This window comes from Geobacter pickeringii, assembly GCF_000817955.1.
Taxonomy (GTDB): Bacteria; Desulfobacterota; Desulfuromonadia; order Geobacterales; family Geobacteraceae; genus Geobacter; species Geobacter pickeringii.
The window spans coordinates 1279804-1303716 of sequence record NZ_CP009788.1; the positions used below are offsets into that span (position 1 = coordinate 1279804).

General features: G+C 63.9%; 23 protein-coding genes and 1 pseudogene. 22 read left to right on the forward strand and 2 right to left on the reverse strand.

What is annotated here, in order from left to right:
• The first annotated feature begins 5 nt into the window (after positions 1-5).
• From GPICK_RS05780 to GPICK_RS05830, 11 genes are all read left to right on the forward strand, one after another.
• Entirely contained in the window at positions 6-1145 is a 1140-nt protein-coding gene (locus GPICK_RS05780) for a sensor histidine kinase (protein ID WP_052263314.1), read from the forward strand.
• Between the two features lie 398 nt (positions 1146-1543).
• The gene (locus GPICK_RS05785) at positions 1544-3238 is read left to right on the forward strand and encodes a methyl-accepting chemotaxis protein (RefSeq protein ID WP_039741254.1); all 1695 of its coding nucleotides are present in this window, start codon (positions 1544-1546) and stop codon (positions 3236-3238) included.
• Positions 3239-3384: 146 nt separating this feature from the next.
• Entirely contained in the window at positions 3385-3879 is a 495-nt protein-coding gene (locus GPICK_RS05790; RefSeq protein ID WP_039741256.1) for a chemotaxis protein CheW, read from the forward strand.
• Positions 3880-3985: 106 nt separating this feature from the next.
• Positions 3986-4855 (forward strand): CheR family methyltransferase, encoded by an 870-nt coding sequence (locus tag GPICK_RS05795; RefSeq protein WP_039741258.1) that lies wholly within the window; start codon positions 3986-3988, stop codon positions 4853-4855.
• Positions 4852-5355: a chemotaxis protein CheD gene (locus GPICK_RS05800; RefSeq protein ID WP_039741260.1), complete on the forward strand. Its 504-nt coding sequence runs from the start codon at positions 4852-4854 to the stop codon at positions 5353-5355. The genes GPICK_RS05795 and GPICK_RS05800 overlap by 4 nt, the downstream gene beginning before the upstream one ends.
• Complete coding sequence (locus tag GPICK_RS05805) at positions 5352-6791, forward strand: ATP-binding protein (RefSeq protein ID WP_052263315.1); 1440 nt, start codon at positions 5352-5354, stop codon at positions 6789-6791. Before GPICK_RS05800 ends, GPICK_RS05805 begins: the two co-directional genes overlap by 4 nt.
• A 34-nt stretch (positions 6792-6825) precedes the next feature.
• A complete protein-coding gene (locus GPICK_RS05810; RefSeq protein ID WP_039741261.1) occupies positions 6826-7893 on the forward strand; it encodes a protein-glutamate methylesterase/protein-glutamine glutaminase in 1068 nt (355 codons plus the stop codon).
• Positions 7894-7990: 97 nt separating this feature from the next.
• Positions 7991-9229, forward strand: coding sequence for an EAL and HDOD domain-containing protein (locus tag GPICK_RS05815; protein ID WP_039741263.1), 1239 nt, complete (start codon positions 7991-7993; stop codon positions 9227-9229).
• A gap of 106 nt (positions 9230-9335) precedes the next feature.
• The gene (gene hpnJ / locus GPICK_RS05820; RefSeq protein ID WP_039741266.1) at positions 9336-10763 is read left to right on the forward strand and encodes a hopanoid biosynthesis associated radical SAM protein HpnJ; all 1428 of its coding nucleotides are present in this window, start codon (positions 9336-9338) and stop codon (positions 10761-10763) included.
• Positions 10757-11641, forward strand: a complete 885-nt coding sequence (gene hpnK / locus GPICK_RS05825) for a hopanoid biosynthesis-associated protein HpnK (RefSeq protein ID WP_236685661.1) — start codon at positions 10757-10759, stop codon at positions 11639-11641. The genes hpnJ and hpnK overlap by 7 nt, the downstream gene beginning before the upstream one ends.
• Complete coding sequence (locus GPICK_RS05830; protein ID WP_039741268.1) at positions 11634-12014, forward strand: EamA family transporter; 381 nt, start codon at positions 11634-11636, stop codon at positions 12012-12014. The genes hpnK and GPICK_RS05830 overlap by 8 nt, the downstream gene beginning before the upstream one ends.
• 78 nt (positions 12015-12092) lie before the next feature.
• Here GPICK_RS05830 and GPICK_RS05835 read toward each other — a convergent pair whose 3' ends face one another.
• Positions 12093-12467: a glutaredoxin domain-containing protein gene (locus tag GPICK_RS05835; RefSeq protein WP_039741270.1), complete on the reverse strand. Its 375-nt coding sequence runs from the start codon at positions 12465-12467 to the stop codon at positions 12093-12095.
• 258 nt (positions 12468-12725) lie between these two features.
• Here GPICK_RS05835 and asnS point away from each other — a divergent pair, with 258 nt between their 5' ends.
• From asnS to GPICK_RS05885, 11 genes and pseudogenes are all read left to right on the forward strand, one after another.
• Positions 12726-14111: an asparagine--tRNA ligase gene (gene asnS, locus GPICK_RS05840; protein WP_039745388.1), complete on the forward strand. Its 1386-nt coding sequence runs from the start codon at positions 12726-12728 to the stop codon at positions 14109-14111.
• Positions 14112-14183: 72 nt separating this feature from the next.
• Positions 14184-14465, forward strand: a complete 282-nt coding sequence (locus GPICK_RS05845) for a DUF503 domain-containing protein (RefSeq protein WP_039741271.1) — start codon at positions 14184-14186, stop codon at positions 14463-14465.
• 143 nt (positions 14466-14608) lie between these two features.
• Positions 14609-15187 carry a superoxide dismutase gene (locus tag GPICK_RS05850; protein ID WP_039741273.1) on the forward strand — a complete coding sequence of 193 codons (579 nt, stop codon included), beginning with the start codon at positions 14609-14611 and terminating at the stop codon, positions 15185-15187.
• Between the two features lie 75 nt (positions 15188-15262).
• Positions 15263-15403: pseudogene (locus tag GPICK_RS18225) on the forward strand (DJ-1/PfpI family protein); the annotation flags it as partial.
• 37 nt (positions 15404-15440) lie between these two features.
• Entirely contained in the window at positions 15441-15767 is a 327-nt protein-coding gene (locus GPICK_RS18230) for a DJ-1/PfpI family protein (protein ID WP_269078683.1), read from the forward strand.
• Between the two features lie 11 nt (positions 15768-15778).
• Positions 15779-16204, forward strand: a complete 426-nt coding sequence (locus tag GPICK_RS05860; protein WP_039741274.1) for a cupredoxin domain-containing protein — start codon at positions 15779-15781, stop codon at positions 16202-16204.
• 149 nt (positions 16205-16353) lie between these two features.
• Entirely contained in the window at positions 16354-17565 is a 1212-nt protein-coding gene (locus tag GPICK_RS05865; RefSeq protein ID WP_039741276.1) for an efflux RND transporter periplasmic adaptor subunit, read from the forward strand.
• An 8-nt stretch (positions 17566-17573) separates the two neighbouring features.
• Positions 17574-18269 (forward strand): ABC transporter ATP-binding protein, encoded by a 696-nt coding sequence (locus GPICK_RS05870; RefSeq protein WP_039741278.1) that lies wholly within the window; start codon positions 17574-17576, stop codon positions 18267-18269.
• Between the two features lie 8 nt (positions 18270-18277).
• A complete protein-coding gene (locus GPICK_RS05875) occupies positions 18278-19435 on the forward strand; it encodes an ABC transporter permease (RefSeq protein ID WP_039741279.1) in 1158 nt (385 codons plus the stop codon).
• Positions 19435-20598 (forward strand): ABC transporter permease, encoded by a 1164-nt coding sequence (locus GPICK_RS05880; RefSeq protein WP_039741281.1) that lies wholly within the window; start codon positions 19435-19437, stop codon positions 20596-20598. The genes GPICK_RS05875 and GPICK_RS05880 overlap by 1 nt, the downstream gene beginning before the upstream one ends.
• Positions 20599-20623: 25 nt before the next feature.
• Complete coding sequence (locus GPICK_RS05885) at positions 20624-21364, forward strand: hypothetical protein (protein ID WP_052263316.1); 741 nt, start codon at positions 20624-20626, stop codon at positions 21362-21364.
• A gap of 48 nt (positions 21365-21412) precedes the next feature.
• Here GPICK_RS05885 and ptsP read toward each other — a convergent pair whose 3' ends face one another.
• A complete protein-coding gene (ptsP, locus tag GPICK_RS05890) occupies positions 21413-23764 on the reverse strand; it encodes a phosphoenolpyruvate--protein phosphotransferase (protein ID WP_039741283.1) in 2352 nt (783 codons plus the stop codon).
• Positions 23765-23913 lie beyond the last annotated feature (149 nt).

The following is a 23913-nucleotide window of genomic DNA, read 5'->3' on the forward strand; positions in this document are numbered from 1 at the left end:
GTGGCGTGAAAATCCTGATTGCCGATGATGACGGCGTTGCCCGCGCCATGCTCGACGGTGCCCTGAAGAGCTGGGACTACGAGACGGCCGTTGCCGCCGACGGCGATGATGCGTGGCGGCTGATGGAGGGGGAGGAGGCTCCCCGGATGGCTCTGCTCGACTGGCTGATGCCGGGGCTGAACGGCATGGAGATATGCCGGAAACTCAAGGAATCCCGGGCATCATCGCCCCCCTATTTGATTCTCGTCACCGCCAGGGGAGGGAAGGAGAATGTCGTGGCGGGGCTCGATGCCGGGGCGAACGACTATCTTGTCAAGCCGATCGACATGGATGAGTTGAGGGCGCGCATCAGGGTCGGGCAGCGCTACCTTGAGATGCAGGATACCCTGGCGCGGCGGATGACCGAGGTGAGCGAACTGAATCGGAAGCTCGAACAGCGGGTCCGGGAGCGCACATCCGAACTGGAATCGGCCAACCGGGAGCTGGAGGCGTTCGGATATAGCGTCTCCCATGACCTTCACGCCCCCCTTCGCCACATCGCCGGGTTTGGCGAAATGCTTGCGGAGCAGTTCGGCGACGTGCTGGGTGACGAAGGGATGGCCCTGCTGGGGAAGATTTGCGCCGCCGGCCGGCATATGACGCACCTCATCGACGATCTGCTGGAACTCTCCATCGTCTCGCGAGAGGAGATGGAGTGCCGCGAGATTGACGTGACCGGGCTCTGCCACGGCATCGCCCGTGACCTTGCCGAAAGCGAGCCCGGCCGCGATGCAACCTTCCGGATCGCCCCGGAACTGGTTGCCTGGGGGGATCGCAGGCTGGTGCGGATCGTTCTTCAGAATCTGCTCGGCAATGCCTGGAAATACACGTCCCGAAAGGAGCGTGCCATCATCGAGGTGGGGGTGGTCGACTGCTGCGGTGAAGTTGCATACTACGTCAGAGACGATGGCGCCGGGTTCGAGATGGATCATGCCGACAGGCTGTTTGCCGCGTTCCAGCGGCTTCACTCCAGCAGCGAGTTTCCGGGGACGGGGATAGGGCTCGCCACCGTCCAGCGGATCGTTTCCCGTCACGGTGGACGTGTCTGGGCGAAGGGGAGCCGGGGAAATGGAGCGACGTTTTATTTTACCCTGCCGCGGGGATAGGCGGTCCCCTCCGGCCATGGAGCTCTCCGCTTCCGCTGGGTGAGCCGTTAAAATCATACGGTCATAAATTTTAATTAAGAATATAAGGCAAGGCTTTTACAGGGCTTTGCCTTTTTTGTTGTCGTATAATTAAATTATTCTTTCAAAAAATATAAAATCGTTTGTTTATTGTGTATAACTTGTTGAAATTAAATAAAAAAATTATGTGAATTGTCTAAAGTTTTTATGGCGGTGTACCGATAGGGTAAGTGAGAGCTCAGGAAATTCCTGATGCACGTACCGGCAGGAACTGGTGCTCGTGCGAAAACCCGGATGTGGCCGCTCGGGGATCTCCGGATGGCGGAGGGGCTATGCGGCCGAATGAGAGGGGCTGTTCCCCGGTTTAGGGAGGATGTGCAATGCGAGTCGGCGATTGGAAGATCGGTGTCCGTCTGGGGTTGGGGTTCGGCATTCTGCTCATTCTGCTTGGCGTGGTGACGTTCATCGGCGTCAGCGGGATGGGGAAGATCGACGAGAAGCTTGAGCGGATTGTGAAGGTCAACTATGCCAAGATCAAATGCGCCAACGATGTGGCGTCGATCATCGGAGACCTGATGGGCGACATCCACCTTGTCATGCTCAAGGATGCCGGGGATCGGCCGGCGGTGAAGCAAGATATCGAAAAACTGCGGGGCGAATACCGTGCCTCCCTGGAGAAGCTGGAAAAACTGGAGCAGACCGACCAGGGGAAACAGCTGATTGCCGCCGCCAAGATCGCCATCGACAATGCCAAGAAGGCGAACAACGAGGTTATCGAGCTGAGCTTGGCCGGGAAGACCGAGCAGGCCCTCGGCGTCTTCAATCGGGAGGGGGCACCCCTGGCCGAAAAGATCGTCCAGGCATTCAGGGCCATCGTGAAGTATCAGGAAGAGCGGATGGCACTGCGCTACGACGAGGCGGTGAAGGCATATGACAGCGCCCGTGCCTTTGTGCTGTGGATTGCCCTTGGGGCAGTCCTGGCCGGTGTCGTCATCAGCTTCCTCATCACCCGCAGCATTACCCGTCCCTTGGCCGTTGCGGTGGGGGTCTCCAACAGGCTGGCCGAGGGGGACCTGACCGTTGCCATTGATACGGCGGGCACGGATGAGACCGGCCTCCTCCTGGCCGCCATGAACAACATGGTGGAGAAGCTGAAGGTAGTGGTTGTCGACGTGAAGGCGGCGGCGGACAACGTGGCGTCGGGGAGCCAGGAGCTCTCCTCCAGCAGCGAGGAGATGAGCCAGGGGGCGACGGAGCAGGCAGCGGCGGCGGAAGAGGCCTCCAGCAGCATGGAGGAGATGAGCTCCAACATCCGTCAGAACGCCGACAACGCCACCCAGACGGAGCGGATCGCGGTGAAGAGCGCCGAGGATGCGAAGCAGGGAGGCAAAGCGGTGGTGGAGACGGTGCACGCCATGAAGGAGATTGCCGGGAAGATCTCGATCATCGAAGAGATCGCGCGGCAGACGAACCTTTTGGCTCTGAACGCGGCGATCGAGGCGGCGCGGGCGGGGGAGCACGGCAAGGGGTTCGCGGTGGTGGCGGCGGAGGTTCGCAAGCTGGCGGAGCGGAGCCAGCACGCGGCGGGGGAGATCAGCGAACTGTCGGCCTCCAGCGTCCAGGTAGCGGAAGCGGCAGGGGAGATGCTGAACCGGATGGTTCCGGACATCCAGCGGACTGCGGAGCTGGTGCAGGAGATCAGTGCGGCGTGCAAGGAGCAGGACACGGGAGCGGAGCAGATCAACCGCGCGATCCAGCAGCTGGACCAGGTGATCCAGCAAAACGCCAGTGCCAGCGAAGAGATGGCGAGCACCTCCGAAGAGTTGGCGAGCCAGGCGGAGCAGCTCCAGGCGACCATCGCCTTCTTCCGGGTGGAAGAGGGGCGCACCGTTGCGGCCGCCGGCCGGAGCGCCGCCGTGAAAACGGCACGGGCTCCGGCGGAGGTGAAGCACCTGCCCGCGGGCCGCGTCGCCGGCTACGCCAACGGCTATGGCACGAAGAAGGCGGTCAATGCCGGCGTCGACCTCGATCTGGCCGGTGCCGACCGGTTCGACGACGAGTTCGAGAAGTTCTGATTGCGCGTCGGATGAGCGCCGGCGATATTCAGCATTTTCCCGTGCGCTTATCAGGGAATCCCTTACAAGATTAAAGAATATCGGGATGTTGACGATAAAAAACATTAGATGCGACGGACTGATCGTCCGATGGAATGGAGGGTTTCATGAGCGTTGCGGCAATCACCGAGACACGGCAGTACCTGACGTTCAAGCTGGCTGAGGAGGTCTTCGCCGTCGATGTGGCGAAGGTGCGGGAGATTCTCGAATTCACCACCATCACCAGGGTTCCCCAGACCCCCGACTTCATGCGGGGGGTGATCAACCTGCGCGGCAGCGTGGTGCCGGTGATGGACATGCGGCTCAAGTTCGGCATGCCCGGGACCGAGAAGACCGTCAACACCTGCATCATCGTGGTGGAGGTGGCCCACGGGGACGAGACGGTCATCCTCGGCGCCCTGGCCGATTCGGTGCAGGAGGTCTTCGAGTTGGAGCCTGCCGAGATCGAGCCGGCGCCCCGGATCGGGACGAAGCTGAACACCGATTTCATCCTCGGCGTGGGAAAGCATGACGGTCAGTTCATCATGATCCTGGACATCGACAGGACCTTCACCGGCGACGAGCTCGCCACCGCCGGCGGGGTGGCCGACGAAGCAGCCTAGCGGCGGGCGCTTCCCCCTCACCCCTGTCCCCTTTCTCTATGGGCGAGGGTGGCCGAAGGCCGGGTGAGGGGAGGAAATACCGATACGGTTCTCAGGATAAGGATTCATGCTCAGATTGACCAAAGATACCCGCACCGGCGCCCCATCCCTCTCCGACCGGGAGTTTGCCCGTTTCAGCGAGTTCATCTACGGTGAATGCGGCATCAAGATGCCCCCCGCCAAGAAGACGATGCTGGAGGCGCGGCTCCAGAAGCGGCTGCGCAAGCTCGGCATTCCGACGTTCCAGGAGTACGCCGATTACATCTTCAGCCTCGAGGGGGCGGAGCAGGAGCTGGTCCACCTCATCGACGTGGTTACCACCAACAAGACCGATTTTTTCCGGGAGGCGGCCCATTTCGACTACCTGACGGGGTATGCGCTCCCCGAGCTGATCCGGACCCGCGGCTCCGGCATCAGGAAGCCGCTCTCGATCTGGAGCGCGGGGTGCTCCAGCGGCGAGGAACCGTACACCCTCGCCATGGTGCTCGACGACTTCGCCGGGCAGGAGGAGGGGTTCTCCTACTCCATCCTCGCCACCGACATCTGCACCACCGTCCTCGACAAGGCGAAGATGGCCGTCTATGAAGAGGAGCGGGTGGAGCCGGTGCCTCTGGCGCTCAAGCGCAAGTATCTGCTGCGCGGCAAGGACGGCCACCGCGGATTCGTCCGGATCGTGCCGGAGCTGCGGCACCGGGTGCGGTTTCGCCGGCTCAACTTCATGGACGGTGATTTCGGGATGCGGGAGCCGATGGATGTCATCTTCTGCCGCAACGTCATCATTTATTTCGACAAGCAGACCCAGGAACGCCTGCTGAACAAGTTCTGCCGCCATCTGGTCCCCGGCGGCTATCTCTTCATGGGACACTCCGAGACCCTCTCCGGCCTCGACGTTCCGGTGGAGCAGGTCGCATCCACCATCTACCGGAAGCCGCGATGAACCCCCCGGCCACCGACCTTGCCGCCGTCTACCTCAAACCGGGGGAGCTCCATTTCGGTGCGGCCCCGTCGGCGGTGACGACGGTGCTCGGCTCGTGCGTGTCGGTGACGATGTTCGAGCGCGCCAGCGGCACCGCCGCCATCTGCCACGCCCTCCTTCCCGAGGGGGATAAAGACGATGCCCTGCGCTACGTCGACACCTCCATCCACCGGATGCTGGCGATGTTCTCCGCCCGGGGGGTCTCCCCCGCCCGCCTGGAAGTGAAGCTCTTCGGCGGCGCCGACCTCCTCGGGACCGGCGGAAGCAGGATCGGGGTCGGACGGCGCAACGTGGAGATCGCCCGCCGGGTCCTGTCGACCTCGGGCCTTGCCGTGGCGGCGGCCGACGTGGGGGGGACGAGGGGACGGAAGCTCATCTTCTATACCCACACCGGCGAGGTGCTCCTGAAACGCCTTTGCCGGGGGGAGCGGAGGGGCGCGGGAAAGGGGACGGGGAGATGATGAACGTGGGGGGACGACCGCTATCGAAGCCGTCGCAGGATGCCGGCGGATGGAGCACCACCCTCCGGTCGCCGCTGGTGACGCTTCTGATCATCATCACCGCCATTTTCGCAACGGAATTCCTGGTGATGGAGCTCCTCTACGCATACTCCCCCGTCGATACCGTGGCGTATCACCTCCTCGACGCCGCGCTTCTCGTCATCATCCTCTTCCCGGTCCTCTATCTCTTCGTCTTTCGTCCCCTTTCGACCGAAATCCGGCGGTGCCGTGAGGCGGAGGATGCAGCGGAGCGGGCGAACCGCGCCAAGAGCCAGTTTCTGGCCAATATGAGCCACGAGATACGTACGCCGATAAACGGCATCATCGGGCTCACCGAGCTCACCCTCGATACCGCACTCACCCCGGCGCAGCGGGAAAATCTGCAGCTCGTGAAGGAGTCGACCGAGTCTCTCATGGTGGTGCTCAACGACATCATCGATTTCTCCCGGATCGAGGCGGGAGTGATGGTGCTGACCCCGAGCGAGTTCGCCATCCGCCCCCTTGTGGAGAGCATGGTGAAGAGTTTCGGGCAGCAGGCACGACTGAAGGGGGTCGAGCTATCCTCGCTGGTCGGGGATGAGGTGCCGATCCGGCTCAAGGGCGATCCGGCCCGGCTGCGGCAGGTGCTGGTAAACCTCCTCGGCAACGCCCTCAAGTTCACTCCGCGGGGGAGGGTGACGCTCACGGTCGAGGTGGAGCTGGGGGGGGAGGGGGTGGCGCTTCGCTTCAGCGTCACCGATACCGGCATCGGAATCCCCGCCGATCAGATCGACGACATCTTCGAGAGCTTCAGCCAGGGTGACGGCGGCATTACGAGAAAGTACGGCGGCCTCGGCCTCGGCCTGGCAATCTCCCGGCGGATCGTCGAGATGCAGGGAGGGCGGATCTGGGTCGAGAGTGCCCCCGGGAAGGGGAGCACGTTTCGCTTTACCGTCCGTTTTTCCGCCGTGCACGAGGCTCCGCCATCGGAGCCCGCGCCGGTGCTCCGCACCACGTCGCAGCCACTCAGGATTCTGCTGGCGGAGGACAACGCCATCAGTCGCGAGGTGATACGGCGGCTGCTCGAAGCTGACGGGCACCGGGTCACGACCGTCACCAACGGCCGCGAAGTAGTGGAAATTTTGGAGGAACGGGAGTTCGAACTAGTGGTTATGGATGTGCAGATGCCGGAGATGGACGGCATTTCGGCCACCCGGGCGATCCGGGAGTCGGACTCCCCCCTCGTGGACCGGGATATCCCGATCATCGCCCTGACTGCCCACGCCATGGAAGGGGACCGGGAGCGGTGCCTCGCCGCAGGGATGAATACCTACGTTTCCAAGCCGGTGCGCATGGCGGAACTGGCCGCCGCCGTCGAGTCGTGCCGCAGGAGCCGGGTAACGGAGGAGGCGGTGTGATGGCACATCCGGCGTCTCCCTCTCAGGAATGACCATGAATCGGATCAAGGTACTCATCGTTGACGATTCCGCCGTGGTCCGGCAGACCATGGCCGAGATCCTCTCCTCCGATCCCCAGATCGAGGTGCTGGCGCCGGCGGCCGACCCGTTCATCGCCGCCGACCGGATGCGGGAGCAGGTCCCGGACGTCATCACCCTCGACGTGGAGATGCCGCGGATGGACGGCATCACCTTCCTCAGAAAGATCATGAGCCAGCACCCGATCCCGGTGGTCATGTGCTCGACCCTCACCGATGCCGGCTCCGAAACGGCGCTCAAGGCGCTGGAGTACGGGGCGGTGGAGATCATCCAGAAGCCGAAGCTCGGCACGAAGCAGTTCCTGGAGGAGTCGCGGGTGCGGATCTGCGATGCGGTGAAGGCGGCGAGCCAGGCCCGGGTCCGGAAGATCACGCCGCGTCTCGGCAAGGAGATCGCTCCCAAGCTGTCGGCCGACGTGATCCTGGAGAAGCCGGGCTCCCGCGCCATGATCCAGACCACCGAGAAGATCGTGGTGGTGGGGGCCTCCACCGGGGGGACCGAGGCGCTGCGGACCTTTCTCGAGATGTTCCCCTCGGACTCTCCCCCCATCGTCATCGTCCAGCACATGCCGGAGGGGTTCACCCGCGCCTTTGCCCAGCGGCTCGACAGCATCTGCCGGATCTCGGTCAAGGAGGGGACTGACAACGACTCGGTGATCCGGGGACGGGCGCTCATCGCCCCCGGTAACCGCCACACGCTCCTCAAGCGAAGCGGCGCCCGGTACTATCTGGAAATAAAGGACGGGCCCCTGGTCTCCCGGCACCGGCCGTCGGTGGACGTCCTCTTCCGCTCGGCAGCCCGCTATGCCGGGAAAAACGCGGTGGGAATCATCATGACCGGCATGGGTGACGACGGCGCCAGCGGCATGCGGGAGATGAAGGAGGCGGGGGCCTTCACCATCGCCCAGGATGAGGCAAGCTGCGTCGTCTTCGGCATGCCCAACGAGGCGATCAAGCGCGGAGGGGTCGAGAAGGTCATGTCGCTGGAGCTCATCGCCCGCGAGGTGATGCGGCTCTGCGAGTAGACGCTTGATGTTTCGCCCCGGCGGCGCTATTCTGGGGATTCCGTACACTACCCCCGGGTCCCTGGTGCGCTGAAGCCGGGCAGCGCGGAGCACGCAGATGGCAGAAGAAAAATTCTTTCTCGGCCGCCAGCCGATTCTCGATCGCAGCCAGAAGCTCTTCGGCTTCGAACTCCTCTTCCGGTCGGCCGACACCCCCCACGCCAACGTCACCGACTACCTCCAGGCGAGCGCCAGCGTCATCTTCGACGCCCTTTCCAGCTTCGGTTTTTCCGAAATCCTCGGCAGACACCGGGGGTTCATCAACGTCAACGCCGATGTACTGATGAGCGATGCCGTCGAGCTTCTCCCCGCCGAAAAGGTGGTGCTGGAGCTCCTGGAGCACGTGCCGGTCACCGACACCATCATCGCGCGCTGCCGGGAGCTGAAGCGCAAGGGGTTCGTCATCGCCCTGGACGACCATGTGTACGCCCCGGCCTACGAGCCGCTCTATGACGCCGTCGACATCATCAAGATCGACCTCATCCGCACCGGCATGGAGAATCTCGCCGCCGAGGTGAAGAAGCTCCGCCGCTGGAAGCCGGCGGGGCTGCTGGCCGAGAAGGTGGAGACCCACGAGCAGTACGAGGAGTGCGCACGGCTCGGCTTCAACTATTTCCAGGGGTACTACTTCGCCCGCCCCACGGTCCTTACCCGTACACGGGTCGACGTGGGGCGTCTGGCCATCGTCAAGCTCTTCAACCAGCTCGTGGCGGAGGTGGATATCGCCGAGCTGGAGCAGACCTTCAAACAGCACCCGAACCTGATCCTCAACCTCCTCCGTCTCGTGAACTCGGTCTCCGTGGGGATCAAGGAGCGGATCACGTCGCTGCGCCACGCCATCATGGTCATCGGGTATCACCAGCTGCGGCGCTGGGCGATGATGGCGCTCTTCACCAACACGGCAAAGGGGGGGTGCGACAACCCGCTCCTCGTCATGGCGGCCAGCAGGGCGCGGCTGATGGAGCTGATCATCTCGGAACAACCCCTTGCCCGCCGGGACCGCGACTACCCCGACCGCGCCTTCATGACCGGCATTCTCTCCCTGGCCGACGTCCTGCTCAAGGTCTCCATCGATGAGGTGGTGACCCCCCTCAACCTGAACGAGGACGTGCGCCAGGCGCTGCTCGCCCGGGATGGCGAGCTCGGCATTCTCCTCTCCCTCGTGGAGAAGATCGAGCAGGACGAGTTCGACGGCATCTCCCCCCTCTTCGAGCGGTTCAGCCTCTCCATGAACAACCTCGCTCCGGTCCAGATCGAGGTCTGCAACTGGGTCAACCTGATGGATGCACTCACCTGACGTTTCTCCGTTTTTTGGCCTTTCACCTTGACTTTCCACAACCCACGGACTATTCTGCGCGTTTGATTAACGTCGTAATAATGTGCACCCTTTTCAGGAGCTTCAGATGAAACCGTTATTTTTGAACCCCCCCACCTACGAGGATTTCGACGGCGGCGCCGGCGCCCGCTACCAGGCATCCCGGGAAGTGACCTCCTTCTGGTATCCGACCTGGCTCTGCTTCCCGGCCGGGATGATCGAAGGCTCCCGCGTGGTCGACGCGCCGGTGCAGCGGTTCGATCTCGACGCCTGCCTCGACATCGCCAAAGATTTCGATATGGTGGTGATGTACACCTCCACCCCGACGCTGGCCCTCGACATCGCCACCGCCCGCCGGATCAAGGCCCGGAAGCCGGCCACGGTGACGGTCCTCACCGGCCCTCACGTCACGGTATTGCCCGAGGAGTCGCTTCGCCAGGGTGAAGGGATCATCGACATCGTCTGTCGTGGCGAGTTCGACTACACCACCAAGGAGCTCTGCGAGGGGCGCGAGTGGGAGCGGGTGGACGGCATCAGCTTCTGGAAGGATGGCAAAATCCACCACACCGCGGACCGGGCGCCGATCCAGGACCTGGACGCGCTCCCCTTCGTGGCGCCGGTCTACAAACGCGACCTGCCGATTTCCGAGTACGTGATTCCCCACTTCAAGAATCCGTACGTCTCCATCTACTCCAGCCGCGGCTGCCCCTCCAAGTGCATCTACTGCCTCTGGCCCCAGACCTTCTCGGGGCGGGCCATGCGGACCCGTTCCCCCCAGAACGTCTACGAGGAGGTGAAGTGGATCGTCGACAACATCCCCGAGATGCGTGAGCTCTCCTTCGACGACGACACCTTCACCGCCGACCGCAAGCACGCACGGGAGGTGGCGGAGAAGCTCAAGCCCCTCGGCATTTCCTGGACCATCAACGCCCGGGCCAACTGCGACTACGAGACCCTGAAGATCATGCGCGAGGCGGGGCTGCGCCACGTGGTGGTCGGCTTCGAGAGCGGCAACGAGCAGATCCTGAAGAACATCAAGAAGGGGGTCACCAGGCAGCAGGCGATCGAGTTCACGAAGAACTGCAAAAAGCTCGGCCTCTCCGTTCACGGCGCCTTCATCATGGGGCTCCCCGGCGAGACCCGCGAGACCATCCGCGAGACCATCGAATTCGCCAAGGCGCTGGATATCAACTCCATCCAGGCATCCCTCGCCTCGCCGTATCCCGGCACCGAGTTCTGGGACCTCTGCCGGGCCGAGGGGTGGATCGCCTCCGAGTCGTACATCGACGACACCGGCCACCAGATGTGCGTCATCAACTACCCACACCTCTCCAACAAGGAGATCTTCGACGCCGTGGAGCTCTTCTACGACAAGTTCTACTTCCGCCCCAAGTACATCGCCCGCAGCATCATGAAGATGATCGTGGACGGCGAAGAGCGGAAGAAGCTCCTCAAGGAAGGGAAGCAGTACCTCGAATACATGCGCAAGCGGAAGGCGGCGGGGGGCGGGTGCTGAAAAACGCCCATCCGAAAGAGCTGATCGTCAACGCCGACGACTTCGGCCTCTCCAGCGGCGTCAACCGGGCCGTGGTGAAGGGGTGGCGGGAAGGAATCCTGACCTCCGCTTCGCTCATGGTGGGTGGCGATGCCTTCGAGGAGGCGGTGGCCCTGGCGAAGGAGAACCCCGGCCTCCAGGTGGGGCTTCACCTGACGCTGGTGCAGGGGAGCGCCGTGGTCCGCCACGACCGGTTCCCGTCGATCCACGACCGTGACGGCAACTTCACCAACGATCCGGTCCACGGCGGGATGCGCTACTTCTTCGTCAAGTCGTTCCGCCCGCAGCTTCACCGGGAGATCGAGGGGCAGATCCTCAAGTTCCGGGAGACCGGCCTCCCTCTCTCCCATGTCGACGGCCACCTTAACATCCACATGCATCCCACGGTCTTCGATATCCTCCGGGAGCTGATGCCGAAGCATGGCATCACCACCTTCCGCCTCAGCCGGGAGAATCTCCGCCAAAACCTCGCCATTGACCGGGCACGCCCCCTGGGTAAGGCGGCGGACGCCTTCATCTTCTCACGGCTCGCCGCCCGCTGCCGCCCCCTGCTGGACCGGCTCGGCATCGGCTATGCGGCCGAGGTGAAGGGGTTGCTTAACTCAGGGCGGATGACCGAAGAGTATCTCCTGAGGGCCCTGGACGGGGTGGGGGATGGCACCACCGAAATCTACTTTCACCCCGGCTGTCTCCCCTGTGCCGAGATCACTCGCCGGATGCCCGACTACCGGCACGAGGAGGAGCTGGCGGCACTGACGAGCCCCCGGGTGAAGGAGCGTCTCCGGGCGCTCGGCATCAGACTCAGGAATTATCGCGGAGAGGAAAAGACGTATGCTTAAAACCTTCATCGTCATGCTCATGGCGGTTTCCGCCGGCACCATCGGCGACATCCTCCTCGCCAAGGGGATGAAGGAGCTGGGGGACATCTCCGCCATGAACCTGCGCGGAATTCTCAACGTGGCCTTTCAGGCCCTCACCACCCCCAAGCTGATCATCGGCACCGCCATGCTGGCGGTCTTCTTCTTCCTCTGGCTGGCGGTCCTCTCGTGGGAGGATCTCTCCGTGGCCCTGCCGATGCAGGCGCTCAACTACGTCCTTGTCGCGTTCCTCTCCCAGTGGTTTCTCGGCGAGACCGTCACCCCGATGCGCTGGGCCGGCACGGTCCTCGTCTGCGTCGGCGTCATGCTCATAACCAGGAGCGGGGCCCACTGACGCGGCCATGGGGGCGGGGGAAAAAGAAAAGGGAGCCAGATCGGCTCCCTTTTTTGCGTTCACGGACAGTCGTATCCGCTACTTCTTCTGGAAATCCTTCACCGCCTTCTCGAACATGTCGGGGTTGAATCCCTTGAGGACCTTCTTGTCGCCGATGACGATCACCGGCACCCCCTGGCTCTTGTACTTCTTGGTCAGCTCCTCCATTGCCTTGTCGTCGAGCTCCACATCCTTGTTGATGAACGGGATATCGCGGGAAGTGAAATACTCCTTCGCCTCCTTGCAGTGGGGGCACCAGGCGACGGAGTAGAGGACGATCTTCGGATACTGCTGCTGTTTCGGCGCCTTTGCGTCGATCTTGCTCTGGGGAGCCGCAGGGAATTCCGCCGCCATGCCGGTGCCAGCGGCAAGGGCAACGGCGAGGACGAGGGAGGTCGCGATGATTTTGCGCATGACTCTGATCTCCTTTGTTGTACAATTGGACCGTTCCCATCCAGCCTATACCGAAGATGGGGGCAAGTCAAACGTCAGGAGCCTGTCGGACTTAGGGAATCGTAGCGAGAGAATGGCATGTCGAGGACAGATTTTCGGGAATTTGCAGGCGAATAGTGGTTCTATTCGTCAAAAATTCCCGGAAATATGGACCGATTTGCCGTTTTCGCAGCAGATTCATTCCTACGTCCCACAGGCTCTCGGGAAGGAGTCATGTTCATGGTTGCTCGCACGCGGATACGGAGCGCCCTTGCCGGAGAAGGGGGCGGCGGGGAAGTCACGGTGAAGGGGTGGGTCCGGACCAGCCGGGTCGGCAAGGAAGTGGCGTTTCTGGCGCTGAATGACGGGTCCTCCCTCGCGAACCTCCAGGTGGTGGCGGAGCCCGCGCTCCCGAACTACGCGGAGATCTGCACCGTCGGCACCGGCGCCGCCGTGGCGGTCCGGGGGCGGCTTGTGGACTCCCCCGCCGCCGGCCAGCGGTACGAGCTCCGCGCGGCGGCGGTCGAGCTCCTGGGTCCCGCCGACGAGAGCTATCCGCTCCAGAAGAAGCGGCACACCTTCGAATACCTGCGGACCATCGCCCATCTCCGTCCCCGCTCCAACACCTTCGGCGCGGTCTTCCGGGTCCGTTCGTCGCTGGCCCAGGCGGTTCACCGCTTCTTCGCCGAGCGGGGATTCCTCTACGTCAATACCCCCATCATCACCACCAACGACTGCGAAGGGGCAGGGGAGCTTTTCCGGGTCACCACCCTCGACCTCGCGCGGCCGAAGTTCGCCGGCGGCGGGGTCGACTTCTCGGGCGACTTCTTCGGCGAGGCCGCCGGCCTCGCCGTCAGCGGCCAGCTGGAAGGGGAGCTCTTCGCCCAGGCGTTTTCCGACATCTATACCTTTGGTCCCACCTTCCGGGCCGAAAACTCCAACACCCCGCGCCATGCCGCCGAGTTCTGGATGATCGAGCCGGAGATGGCCTTCGCCGACCTGCGGGACGACGCCGCCCTGGCCGAGGAATTCCTCCGCTATCTCTGCCGCCACGTCCTCGACCACTGCCAGGAGGATCTGGCGTTCTTCAACGAGCATATCGACCCGGGGCTCGTGGCGCGCATCGAAGGGGTCGCCGGCTCCTCCTTCGCCATGATGGAATATGGCGAGGCGATCGAGCGGCTGCGGCAGGCCTCCGTGGCATTCGAATATCCGGTGGAGTGGGGGCTCGATCTCCAGACCGAACACGAGCGCTACCTCACCGAGCAGGTGGTGGGAGGGCCGGTCTTCGTCGTCAACTACCCGCAGCAGATCAAGGCGTTCTACATGCGGCAGAACGACGACGGGAAGACCGTTGCCGCCATGGACCTCCTCGTTCCGAAGGTGGGTGAGATCATCGGCGGAAGCCAGCGGGAGGAACGCTATGACCTCCTCGTGGCCCGGATGGAGGAGACCGGCATCGATCCCGCCTCCCTCTGGTGGTACCTCGACACCCGCCGCTGGGGCTCCACCCCCCACGCTGGCTTCGGCCTCGGCTTCGAGCGGCTCATCATGTATCTCACCGGGATGGAGAACATCCGGGACGTGATACCGTTCCCCCGCACCCCGCGCCACGCAGAGTTCTAGAAAGCGGTCATTTTCCGCCCTGGCCGCGTCTGCCCAGAATGAAATAATCCTCATCTTTGAGGAGCATGCATAATGTTCGTCCACTCCCTCACCATCCACCTCTTTCTCCCCAGCCACTCCCTCAAGGGAAAGCGGGGGATCGTCAAGAGCATTCTCGCCCGGGTCCGGAACGGCTTCAACGTCTCCGCCGCCGAAGTGGACCTTCAGGATGTCCATGGCGAGGCGCTCCTCGGCTTTGCCGTCGTGACTCCGTCCCGCGCCGCCGGCCGCCATCTCCTGGAGCGTGTCGAGGAGTGGATCGCCGAAGAGCGCCCCGATGTGGAGATTGCCGCCGCCGAGATCGAGGAGCGGTAAAGCGCCGACGGGGCTTTGTGGCTTACGGGACAAAAAAGAGTTTATTTGTCTTTTTTGTCTTGACCTTTCGTCGTTTCGTGATACTGTTGACACCGTGCCTGGCGGCACCAGATGAAATTTCAGATCCGCAAGGAGGTATGACGATGGCTTACGAAGCAAAGGATTATGCGAAACTGATCGGTATGGAGGGGTTCAGCGAGGCGCTCCTGAAAAATCATTTCACCCTGTATCAGGGATACGTGACCAACACCAACAAGGTGCTCGACATCCTGGGGCAGATGCTTGTCGAGGGGAAAACAGCCACCTCGGAGTACGCGGAGCTCAAGCGCCGCCTCGGGTGGGAGTTCAACGGCATGCGGCTCCACGAATACTACTTCGAGAACCTGGGAGGGACGGGGGGCGTCGCCCAGGCCGGGAAGCTGGCCGCCACGCTCGCCGCCGACTTCGGCAGCGTTGAGGCGTGGGAGAAGGATTTCAGGGCGACCGGCGCCATGCGCGGCATCGGCTGGGCGGTGCTCTATCAGGATTCGGCCACCGGCAAGCTCATTAACTTCTGGATCAACGAGCACGACGTGGCCCACCCGGCCGGCTGCACCCCGATCCTCATCATGGACGTCTTCGAGCATGCCTTCATGCTCGACTACGGGCTCAAGCGGGCCGACTACATCGAGGCGTTTTTCAAAAACGTCGACTGGAAGGCCGCCGAGGCCCGGCTGAAGTAAGCGTCCAGACGGCGGAAACCACGGCAGGGGCAATTCTTTCGGATTGCCCCTGCCGCTTTTTCAGGGAGGAAAGCCATGAGAGCGCTCATCATCAGTGCGGACAATTTCGAGGATTCCGAACTTCTGGTCCCCTACTATCGCCTTCGGGAAGAAGGGATACCGGTCGACGTGGCCGCGCCCGCCCGCGGCATCATCACCGGGAAGCACGGCTATGAGGTGACGGTGGACAAGCCCCTGGCCGAGGTGGTCCCGGATGACTACACCGTCCTGGTCCTTCCGGGGGGGGAAGGCTCCCGCCGCCATCCGGAAGGAGAAAGCAGCCCTCGACATCTGCCGGCATTTCTTTTGTCACGACAAGCCGGTGGCCGCCATCTGCCACGGTCCCCAGACCCTCATCACCGCCGGGCTCCTGAAGGGGCGCCGGGCCACCTGCTACCAGTCGGTGGCCACGGAGATGAAGGAGGCCGGGGCGCTCTACGAGGACAGCGAGGTGGTGGTGGACGGAAACCTTGTTACCTCCCGTCACCCTGCCGACATTCCGGCCTTCTGCCGCGAGATGATGAAGAAACTCAAGGGGTGAGGAGGGTGCCGATGAAACGGATCGTCATGTTTGCGGCGGCACTTTTCGTCCTTGCCGCCCTGCCGGCTCTGGGGGACGAAGGGGGCGAAAAGCCCGGGCAGACCACCTTCCGGGCCCCGGTGGACGCTGACGGGGTGCAGCGGGTGGAACTCGTGGGAGGCGATTACTTCTTCCGGCCGAACCGCATCATCGTCAGGGTGAATGTCCCGGTGGAGCTGCGGGTACGAAAAGAAACGGTACTGGTTCCCCACGATCTGGTGGTCAATGCCCCGGAGGCGGGGATCGACTTCAAGATCGACCTCGAGCGGGAGCCGGCGGTGATCCGGTTCACCCCGACGAAAGCCGGCAGCTATCCCATGTACTGCGACAAGAAACTCCTCTTCTTTCCCAGCCACCGCGAGAAAGGGATGGAGGGGGTGATCGAGGTGGTGGAGTAGGCCGCCGCGCCCCGTCGCCCGTTCGATTCTCTCCCATTTTTTAATCCCTTCACACGTTCCCCCGTAAATGCTATTGTCAGCCGGATGTTCCGCTTTCCGCCCCGCCGGGTCCACGGCAGGGGCGGAAAAATTCCGTCCGGAGTTCGCCGATGTCCAATGAAGATCTGGGAAAGCTGAAGATCGACAAACAGGCCGTTTCCCGCCCCCCCCACCGCCGACGGCCCATGGTCTGGATTGGCGCAGCGGCGGTGGTGCTGATGGTCATTCTGTGGGCCAGCGGGCTCCTCTCACCCGCCGTGACCATCGATACGGGAACGGTGACCCAGGTCTATCCGTCCCAAACCTTCACCACCCTCAACGCCAGCGGCTACGTCGTGGCCCAGCGGAAGGCGGCGGTGGCGGCGAAAATCACCGGCCGCCTCGAGTGGCTTGGCGTCGAGGAGGGGAGCCGGGTGAAGCGGGGGGACGTGCTTGCGCGGCTCGAGAACCAGGATTCCGTGGCGGCGCGTGACCAGGCCGCGGCCACCGTCCGCAATGCCACGGCCGGCCTCGACCAGGCCCGGGCGGAGGTTGTTGACGCCACCCTGGCCTACGACCGCCAGAAGCAGCTCCTGAAGGAGGGGATCGTGGCGAAGGCCGACTACGATGCCGCCGAAGCCCGCTACCGGAAGGCCCGGGCGGCGGTGGCCGGCGCGGAGGCATCCATCCGGGCCGCTGCGGCGGCCCTCAAGGGGGCCGAGGTGAACGTGGAGTACGCCCTGATCCGCGCCCCCTTCGACGCCGTGGTCCTCACCAAGAACGCCGACGTCGGCGACATCGTCACCCCCATCGGCGCCGCGGCCAACGCCAAGGCGGCGGTCGTCACCATTGCCGACCTCGGCTCCCTCCAGGCGGAGGCCGACGTCTCCGAGTCGAATCTGGAGAAGGTGAAGGTCGGCCAGCCGTGCGAGATCCAGCTCGACGCCCTTCCGGAGTCGCGTTTCCGGGGAGTGGTCCATATGGTGGTCCCCACCGCCGACCGCTCCAAGGCCACCGTCCTCGTCAAGGTCCGCTTTACCGACGGCGATTCCCGGATCCTCCCGGAGATGAGCGCCAAGGTGGCGTTTCTGGAACGGCCGGTGGCGGCGGGGGAGGAGAAACCCCGGACGGCGGTTACCCCGGCCGCGGTGGTGGAGCGTGGCGGGAAGAAGGTGGTCTACCTCGTGAAGGGAAACCGCGTCGCAGAGACCCCCGTGACCGTCGGCGCCCGGCTCGGCGACATGATCGAGATCGTCCGCGGCGTGAAGCCGGGCGACCGGATCGCGCTCAAGCCTCTCGACAAGCTGAAGGACGGGACCAAGGTCACCGTGGCGGAGAAGTAGGGGGAGCCATGGAAACCGCCGCCCCTCCCATCGTCTCCGTCCGCAACGTCTCCAAGTCGTACCGGCGCGGCAGCCAGACCGTCCCGGTCCTGGAGAATATCTCCTTCGACATCGCCGCCGGAGAGTTCCTGGCCCTCATGGGGCCGTCCGGCTCGGGAAAGAGCACGCTCCTCAACCTCATCGCCGGCATCGACCAGGTCGACACCGGCACCATCACCATCGGCGGGGTGGAGATCACCACCCTCGCGGACCGGGAGCTCGCCGCCTGGCGGGCCGCCCACGTTGGCTTCATCTTCCAGTTCTACAACCTGATGCCGGTCCTCACCGCCTTCGAGAACGTGGAGCTGCCGCTGCTCCTCACCGGGCTCTCCCGCCGCGAGCGGCAGGAGCACGTGGAGATGGCCCTGTCGCTGGTGAACCTCTCCGACCGGCTGGACCACTACCCCTCCCAGCTCTCCGGCGGCCAGCAACAACGGGTGGCCATCGCCCGGGCGGTGGTGACCGATCCGGACATCCTGGTGGCCGACGAACCGACCGGCGACCTGGACCGGGTCTCGGCCGGCGAGATCCTCACCCTCATGGACCGGCTCGTGCACGGCTTCGGCAAGACCATCATCATGGTGACCCACGACCCCAAGGCGGCGGAGAAGGCCCACGTCATCCGGAATCTCGAAAAGGGGATCCTCGCCGGCGGCGAAGGGTAGGGAAGAGCGTGTTCTTCCTCAGGCTCATCATCCGCAACGCCTTCCGGCACAAACTCCGGACCATCCTCACCATCGTCGGGGTGGCGGTGGCGGTCCTCGCCTTCGGGCTGCTGCGGACCCTGGTGGACCTCTGGTACGCCGGGGTAGAGGCGTCGTCGGCCTCGCGGCTCGTGACGCGCAACGCCATCTCCCTCGTCTTTCCCCTCCCCATCTCGTACAAGGACCGGATCAGGCAGGTGCCCGGGGTGAAGGGTGTCTCCTGGGGGAACTGGTTCGGCGGGATCTACAAGGAGGAGAAGAACTTCTTCCCCAGCTTTGCCGTGGAGCCGAAAGAGTATCTGGCGATGTACCCTGAGTATGTCATCCCCGACGACCAGCGCAGCGCCTTCCTCCTCGACCGGCGGGGGTGCGTGGTGGGGAGGAAGACCGCCGAGCGGTTCGGCTGGAAGATCGGCGATGCGGTGACGCTGCGGGGGACCATCTTCCCCGGCCAGTGGGAGTTCGTGATCCGGGCCATCTACCGCGGTGCAAAAAAGAACACCGACGAGACCCAGCTCTTTTTCCACTGGGACTACCTGAACGAGACCGTGAAGAAGACCATCCCCCGCCGGGCGGATCAGGCGGGGTTCTACCTGGTCGAGCTGAAAAAGCCGGAGCAGGCGGCCGAGGTGTCACTGGCGGTGGATGCCCTCTTCAAGAACTCCCTGGCGGAGACCCTCACCGAGACCGAAAAGGCGTTCCAGTTGAGCTTCGTCTCCATGACCGAGGCGATCATGGTCGCCATCCAGATCGTCTCCTACGTGGTGATCGTCATCATCATGGTGGTGGCGGCCAATACCATGGCGATGACGGCCCGGGAGCGGATCGCCGAGTACGCCACCCTCAAGACCCTCGGCTTCGGCGCACGCCACATCGGCGGGGTGATCTTCGGCGAGTCGCTCGTCATCTCCCTGGCCGGCGGGGTGACGGGGATCCTCCTCACCTTTCCGGCGGCCCACTGGATCGAGACTGCGCTTTCCCAGTTCTTTCCGGTCTTCACCGTGGCGCGGCTGACCATCTGGTTCGACCTGGCGGCGGCGCTGACGGTTGGGGTCATAGCGGGAATCTTCCCCACCTGGCGCGGCGCCACGATCCGGATCGCCGACGGCCTTCGCAGGATCGGCTGATGGGGATTCCGTACTCCTACAGCTTCCGCAACCTCTGGACCCGGCGCCTGACGACGGTCCTCACCGCAGCGGGGATGGCGCTGGTGGTCTTCGTCTTTGCGGCGACCCTCATGCTGGCGGAGGGGTTGCGCAAGACCCTCGTCGAGACCGGCTCCTACGACAACGTGGTGGTGATCCGCAAGTCGGCCCAGACCGAGGTGCAGAGCGGCATCGATCGTCCCCAGGCGGCGGTGGTGGAGACCCAGCCCGAGGTGGCCATGTCGGGAGGGGTGCGTCTGGCGGCCAAGGAGCTCGTCGTTCTCATCAGCCTTCCCAAGCGCGGTACCGGCAAGCCGTCCAATGTCGTCATCAGGGGGATTGCACCGGCATCGCTCCTGATGCGCCCCCAGGTGCGGCTCCGGGAGGGGCGGATGCCCCGTCCCGGTTCGGCGGAGATCATCGCCGGGGCGAGTATCGCCAAGCGGTTTCAGGGGGGAGGGATCGGGGAGACGGTCCGCTTCGGGATGCGGAACTGGACGGTGGTGGGGATCTTCGATGCCGGCACCACCGGCTTTTCGTCGGAGATCTGGGGGGACGTGGATCAGCTGATGCAGGCGTTCCGCCGGCCGGTCTACTCTTCCATCGTCTTCAAGCTGCGGGATCCCGCTGAGTTCGAGAAGGTGAAGGCCCGCATCGACTCTGACCCGCGGCTGACCCTGGAGGCGAAGCGGGAGATCCGCTTCTATGCCGACCAGTCGGAGGCGATGGCGAAGTTCCTCCGCATCCTGGGGGTGACCCTGACGATTATCTTCTCCCTCGGGGCGATCATCGGCGCCATGATCACCATGTATGCCGCCGTGGCCAACCGGATCACCGAGATCGGCACCCTGCGCGCCCTCGGTTTCCGCCGGGGGGGCATCCTTGCCGCCTTCATCCTGGAGTCCCTTTTCCTCGGCCTCCTCGGCGGGGTGGCGGGGCTCTTCTTCGCCTCGTTCATGCAGCTCATCACCATCTCGACCATGAACTGGCAGACCTTTTCGGAGCTCGCCTTCACCTTCACGCTGACCCTCGCCATCATCGGCAAGTCGCTCCTCTTCTCCCTGGGCATGGGGCTGGTGGGCGGGGTGCTGCCGGCCTTCCGGGCGGCGCGGATGAAGGTCGTCGACGCGCTCCGGGCCTCATAAAACTACACCGCAACGGAGTTCACTCGTGAAACGCTACCTCGCCACGCGCCACCTGGCCTTCCTCCTTCTCCTCGTCTCCCTCCTCCTCTATGGGGTCGATTATCTCATCCTCGGCAAGGGGGAGGAGGTGGCCGTCGGCTTTCTCGGCAATTTCGCCTTCCTGCCGGTCTATGTCCTCTTCGTGACGTTGATGATCGAGCGGGTCATCAAGGAGCGGGAGCGAAACTCCCTCCGCCAGAAGCTCAATATGGTGATCGGGGTCTTTTTCAGCGAGGTGGGGACCGACCTCATCCGCAATCTGTCCGGTTTCCTGCCGGACGCGGACGGGGTGGAGGAGAAGCTGCGGGTAAAGCCCCAGTGGGGCGAGCGGGAGTTCCGCCAGGCCTCGACGTTCATTGCCGCCTATGACCTGCGTCTCGACAGCAGAAGGGGTGACCTCGGGTCCCTGAAGCAGTTCCTCACCGGTCGGCGCGAGTTCATGCTGCGGCTCCTGGAGAACCCGAACCTGCTGGAGCATGACGAGTTCACCGACCTCCTCTGGGCCGTCTTCCACCTGACGGACGAGCTCGGGGCCCGCGCCTGCCTGGAGGGGCTTTCTCCGCTGGACCTCGACCATCTCTCCGGCGACATGAAGCGGGCCTTCGTCCATCTCCTGCGGGAGTGGATCGTCTACATGACGCACCTCAAGGCGGACTACCCCTACCTCTTCTCCCTGGCGGTGAGGATGAACCCCCTGGACCCCGAGGCCCACGCGGAGCTCTCGTGATGCCGGTGCGTTGCGGCACAGTGGTTCGAGGCGGAGGGAGAGGGGAGATCAGAGCGCCAGCCGTTCCCTGACCTCTGCGAGGTAAGAACGGACGGCGCCGGAGCTCTCCAGGGCGAGGACCTGGGCCGCGATGGCCTCGGCGTCCGTCGCGGAGACCGAGCGGATCGCCTGCTTGACCACCGGGATGGAGGGGGCCGAGAGGCTGAACTCCCTGATCCCCATCCCGAGCAGCACGACGGCGTTTACCGGATCGGCCGCCATTTCGCCACAGATGGAGACCGGCTTCCCCGCTTCCCGGGCCACGTCGGCCACCCGCTTGATGGAGTGGAGCACGGCGGGCTGGTAGGGGTCGTAATACCTGCGGATCTTGGGGTTATTGCGGTCAGCGGCCATGGTGTACTGGATCAGGTCGTTGGTGCCGATGCTGAAGTAGTCCACCTCCCGCACCAGGATGTGGGCGGTCAGTACCGCCGCCGGCAGCTCCACCATGATCCCAAGCCGTATCTTCGGATCGAACGGAATCTCCTCCCGCGCAAGCTCCTCCTTCACCTCGCCGAAAATCTTCTTGATCTGCCAGATCTCCGCGATGCTCGATACCATGGGGAACATGAGCGAAACCTTGCCGTAGGGGGACGCCATGAGGACCCCGGCAAGCTGCACCCGGAAGATGTCCTCCCGTTCGAGGGAGACCCTGATGGAGCGCCATCCCATGAACGGATTGTCCTCCCGGGGGTGGGGGAAGTAGGGGAGGGTCTTGTCGCCGCCTATGTCGAGGGTGCGGATGGTGACCGGGTGCGGCGCGAACCCTTCGAGGATCTTGCGGTAGGAGACAAAGAGCTCGTCGCGGGTGGGGAAGGTGGAGCGCGACATGTAGGGGAATTCGGAGCGGTAGAGCCCGACCCCCTCGGCGCCGTTGGCCAGGGCGATCCTCACGTCGCTCACCAGGCCGATGTTGGCCCGCAGGGCCACGGCCATCCCGTCGCGGGTCACCGCCGGCACGTCCCGCAGTTCCTCCAGTTCGCGGCGCTTGCTGCTGAAGTCCGCTTCCAGCCGTTCGTACTCCCCCTTCACCTTGGCGCCCGGGTTGATGTAGACGTGGCCCGAATTGCCGTCGACGATGACCTCGTCCTTGAGACCCAGGTTCTGCAGGAGCCCCTCCACCCCGACGATGGCCGGGATGCCAAGGGATTTGGCCATGATGGCGCCGTGGGAGTTCACGTCCCCTTTTTCGGTGACGATGCCGATCACCTTGTCGAGGTCGAGGGTCGCCATGTCCGACGGGAGGATCTCGTGGGCCGCCAGCACCCGCTTTTCGCGCAGCGTCAGCCGCGACCGGCCCGAGCCGTCGAGGCAGTCGAGGAGCCGCCGCCGGATATCCTCCATGTCGGCGGAGCGCTCCCGGAGGTAGGGGTCCTCCATCTGGGAGAAGGCGCTCACGTAGTGGGCGACGGTCTCGTTCACGGAGCGGGTGGTGCCGTAGTCCTTCTCGACGAGGTCGAGGACGCGGTTGATGAATCCCCGATCCTCGAGGATCATGAGGTGGGTGTGGAAGATGGCGGCGTCTTCCTTGGAGAGGAGGTCGGCCACCCGCTTCTCCATGTAGAGGGTCTCGATCTTCGCCTTTTCGAGGGCCATGAGGAAGCGGCGCCGCTCCTCGGCCCGCGGCCTGACCGTGGCCACCTCGATGCTGTCGCTGCTTGGCCGCCGGCCGATGATGGCGACCTTGCCGAGGGAAAAACCGGTGGATACCGCCGTCCCGAGGAGCATGACCGACCGCTTCTCCCGGCGGGAGGGGCGCTGTGGTTTTTCCGCCGGCGGGGCGCCGATGGCCTTGAGCTTCTCCAGTTCCTGTTCGAGGCGGGCCCGCTCGTCCTCCTTCTGGCGGATGGAGTCGAGGAGCTTGGCGTTGATGACGATGCTCGAGATCTGGTAGGCGATGGTGGCAAGGGTGCTCACCTCGTCCTGGCTGAAGGTGCGCGGCTCCCTGGTCTGGATGACGATGACGCCGATGGGGGTCTCCCGCTGCATGAGCGGCACGCCGAGGAAGGAAAGGAACCGCTCCTCGCGGGTTTCGGGGAAATACTTGTAGCGGGGGTGGAGGGGGGCGTTGTCGGTGGCCACCACCCCTCCCTGCTCGATGACAAGGCCGGTGAGACCCTCGGAAAGCTTCATGGAGGTCTTGCCGACGGAGCTCTTTGAGAGGCCGCGCGTGGCCGCCAGGCGGAGCGTCGCACCGTCTCCCTCCAGCAGGTAGATGGAGCAGACGTCGGTGCCGATGCGGCGGGCGACGAGGTGGACGATGTTGTCGAGGGTTTCGTGGATATCGTGGGACTGGAGGATGAGGGTGCTGATATCCTCCAGAATCCGCAGGCCGGTTGTCTCAGCGGGGCTTTCAGCCATGGTTCCGGTGCCTTTTGCGTAAAGTGTGCTCATTATAGAGCATCAACTGGCTAAAGGAAAGCCCGTTCTGGCCGGATTTTCCCGACATGGGCGGTCGGAGGTGGCGGGGCGGTGATCTTTCTGATATAGTTTCCGGCAAAAAAACGCGA

Bases quoted from the DNA above. Each gene is read 5' to 3' on its own strand.
- GPICK_RS05785 (WP_039741254.1), top strand. From the start codon at position 1,544: ATGCGAGTCGGCGATTGGAAGATCGGTGTCCGTCTGGGGTTGGGGTTC.
- GPICK_RS05790 (WP_039741256.1), top strand. From the start codon at position 3,385: ATGAGCGTTGCGGCAATCACCGAGACACGGCAGTACCTGACGTTCAAG.
- GPICK_RS05795 (WP_039741258.1), top strand. From the start codon at position 3,986: ATGCTCAGATTGACCAAAGATACCCGCACCGGCGCCCCATCCCTCTCC.
- GPICK_RS05800 (WP_039741260.1), top strand. From the start codon at position 4,852: ATGAACCCCCCGGCCACCGACCTTGCCGCCGTCTACCTCAAACCGGGG.
- GPICK_RS05805 (WP_052263315.1), top strand. From the start codon at position 5,352: ATGATGAACGTGGGGGGACGACCGCTATCGAAGCCGTCGCAGGATGCC.
- GPICK_RS05810 (WP_039741261.1), top strand. From the start codon at position 6,826: ATGAATCGGATCAAGGTACTCATCGTTGACGATTCCGCCGTGGTCCGG.
- GPICK_RS05815 (WP_039741263.1), top strand. From the start codon at position 7,991: ATGGCAGAAGAAAAATTCTTTCTCGGCCGCCAGCCGATTCTCGATCGC.
- hpnJ (WP_039741266.1), top strand. From the start codon at position 9,336: ATGAAACCGTTATTTTTGAACCCCCCCACCTACGAGGATTTCGACGGC.
- GPICK_RS05830 (WP_039741268.1), top strand. From the start codon at position 11,634: ATGCTTAAAACCTTCATCGTCATGCTCATGGCGGTTTCCGCCGGCACC.
- GPICK_RS05835 (WP_039741270.1), bottom strand. From the start codon at position 12,467: ATGCGCAAAATCATCGCGACCTCCCTCGTCCTCGCCGTTGCCCTTGCC.
- asnS (WP_039745388.1), top strand. From the start codon at position 12,726: ATGGTTGCTCGCACGCGGATACGGAGCGCCCTTGCCGGAGAAGGGGGC.
- GPICK_RS05845 (WP_039741271.1), top strand. From the start codon at position 14,184: ATGTTCGTCCACTCCCTCACCATCCACCTCTTTCTCCCCAGCCACTCC.
- GPICK_RS05850 (WP_039741273.1), top strand. From the start codon at position 14,609: ATGGCTTACGAAGCAAAGGATTATGCGAAACTGATCGGTATGGAGGGG.
- GPICK_RS18230 (WP_269078683.1), top strand. From the start codon at position 15,441: ATGACTACACCGTCCTGGTCCTTCCGGGGGGGGAAGGCTCCCGCCGCC.
- GPICK_RS05860 (WP_039741274.1), top strand. From the start codon at position 15,779: ATGAAACGGATCGTCATGTTTGCGGCGGCACTTTTCGTCCTTGCCGCC.
- GPICK_RS05865 (WP_039741276.1), top strand. From the start codon at position 16,354: ATGTCCAATGAAGATCTGGGAAAGCTGAAGATCGACAAACAGGCCGTT.
- GPICK_RS05870 (WP_039741278.1), top strand. From the start codon at position 17,574: ATGGAAACCGCCGCCCCTCCCATCGTCTCCGTCCGCAACGTCTCCAAG.
- GPICK_RS05880 (WP_039741281.1), top strand. From the start codon at position 19,435: ATGGGGATTCCGTACTCCTACAGCTTCCGCAACCTCTGGACCCGGCGC.
- ptsP (WP_039741283.1), bottom strand. From the start codon at position 23,764: ATGGCTGAAAGCCCCGCTGAGACAACCGGCCTGCGGATTCTGGAGGAT.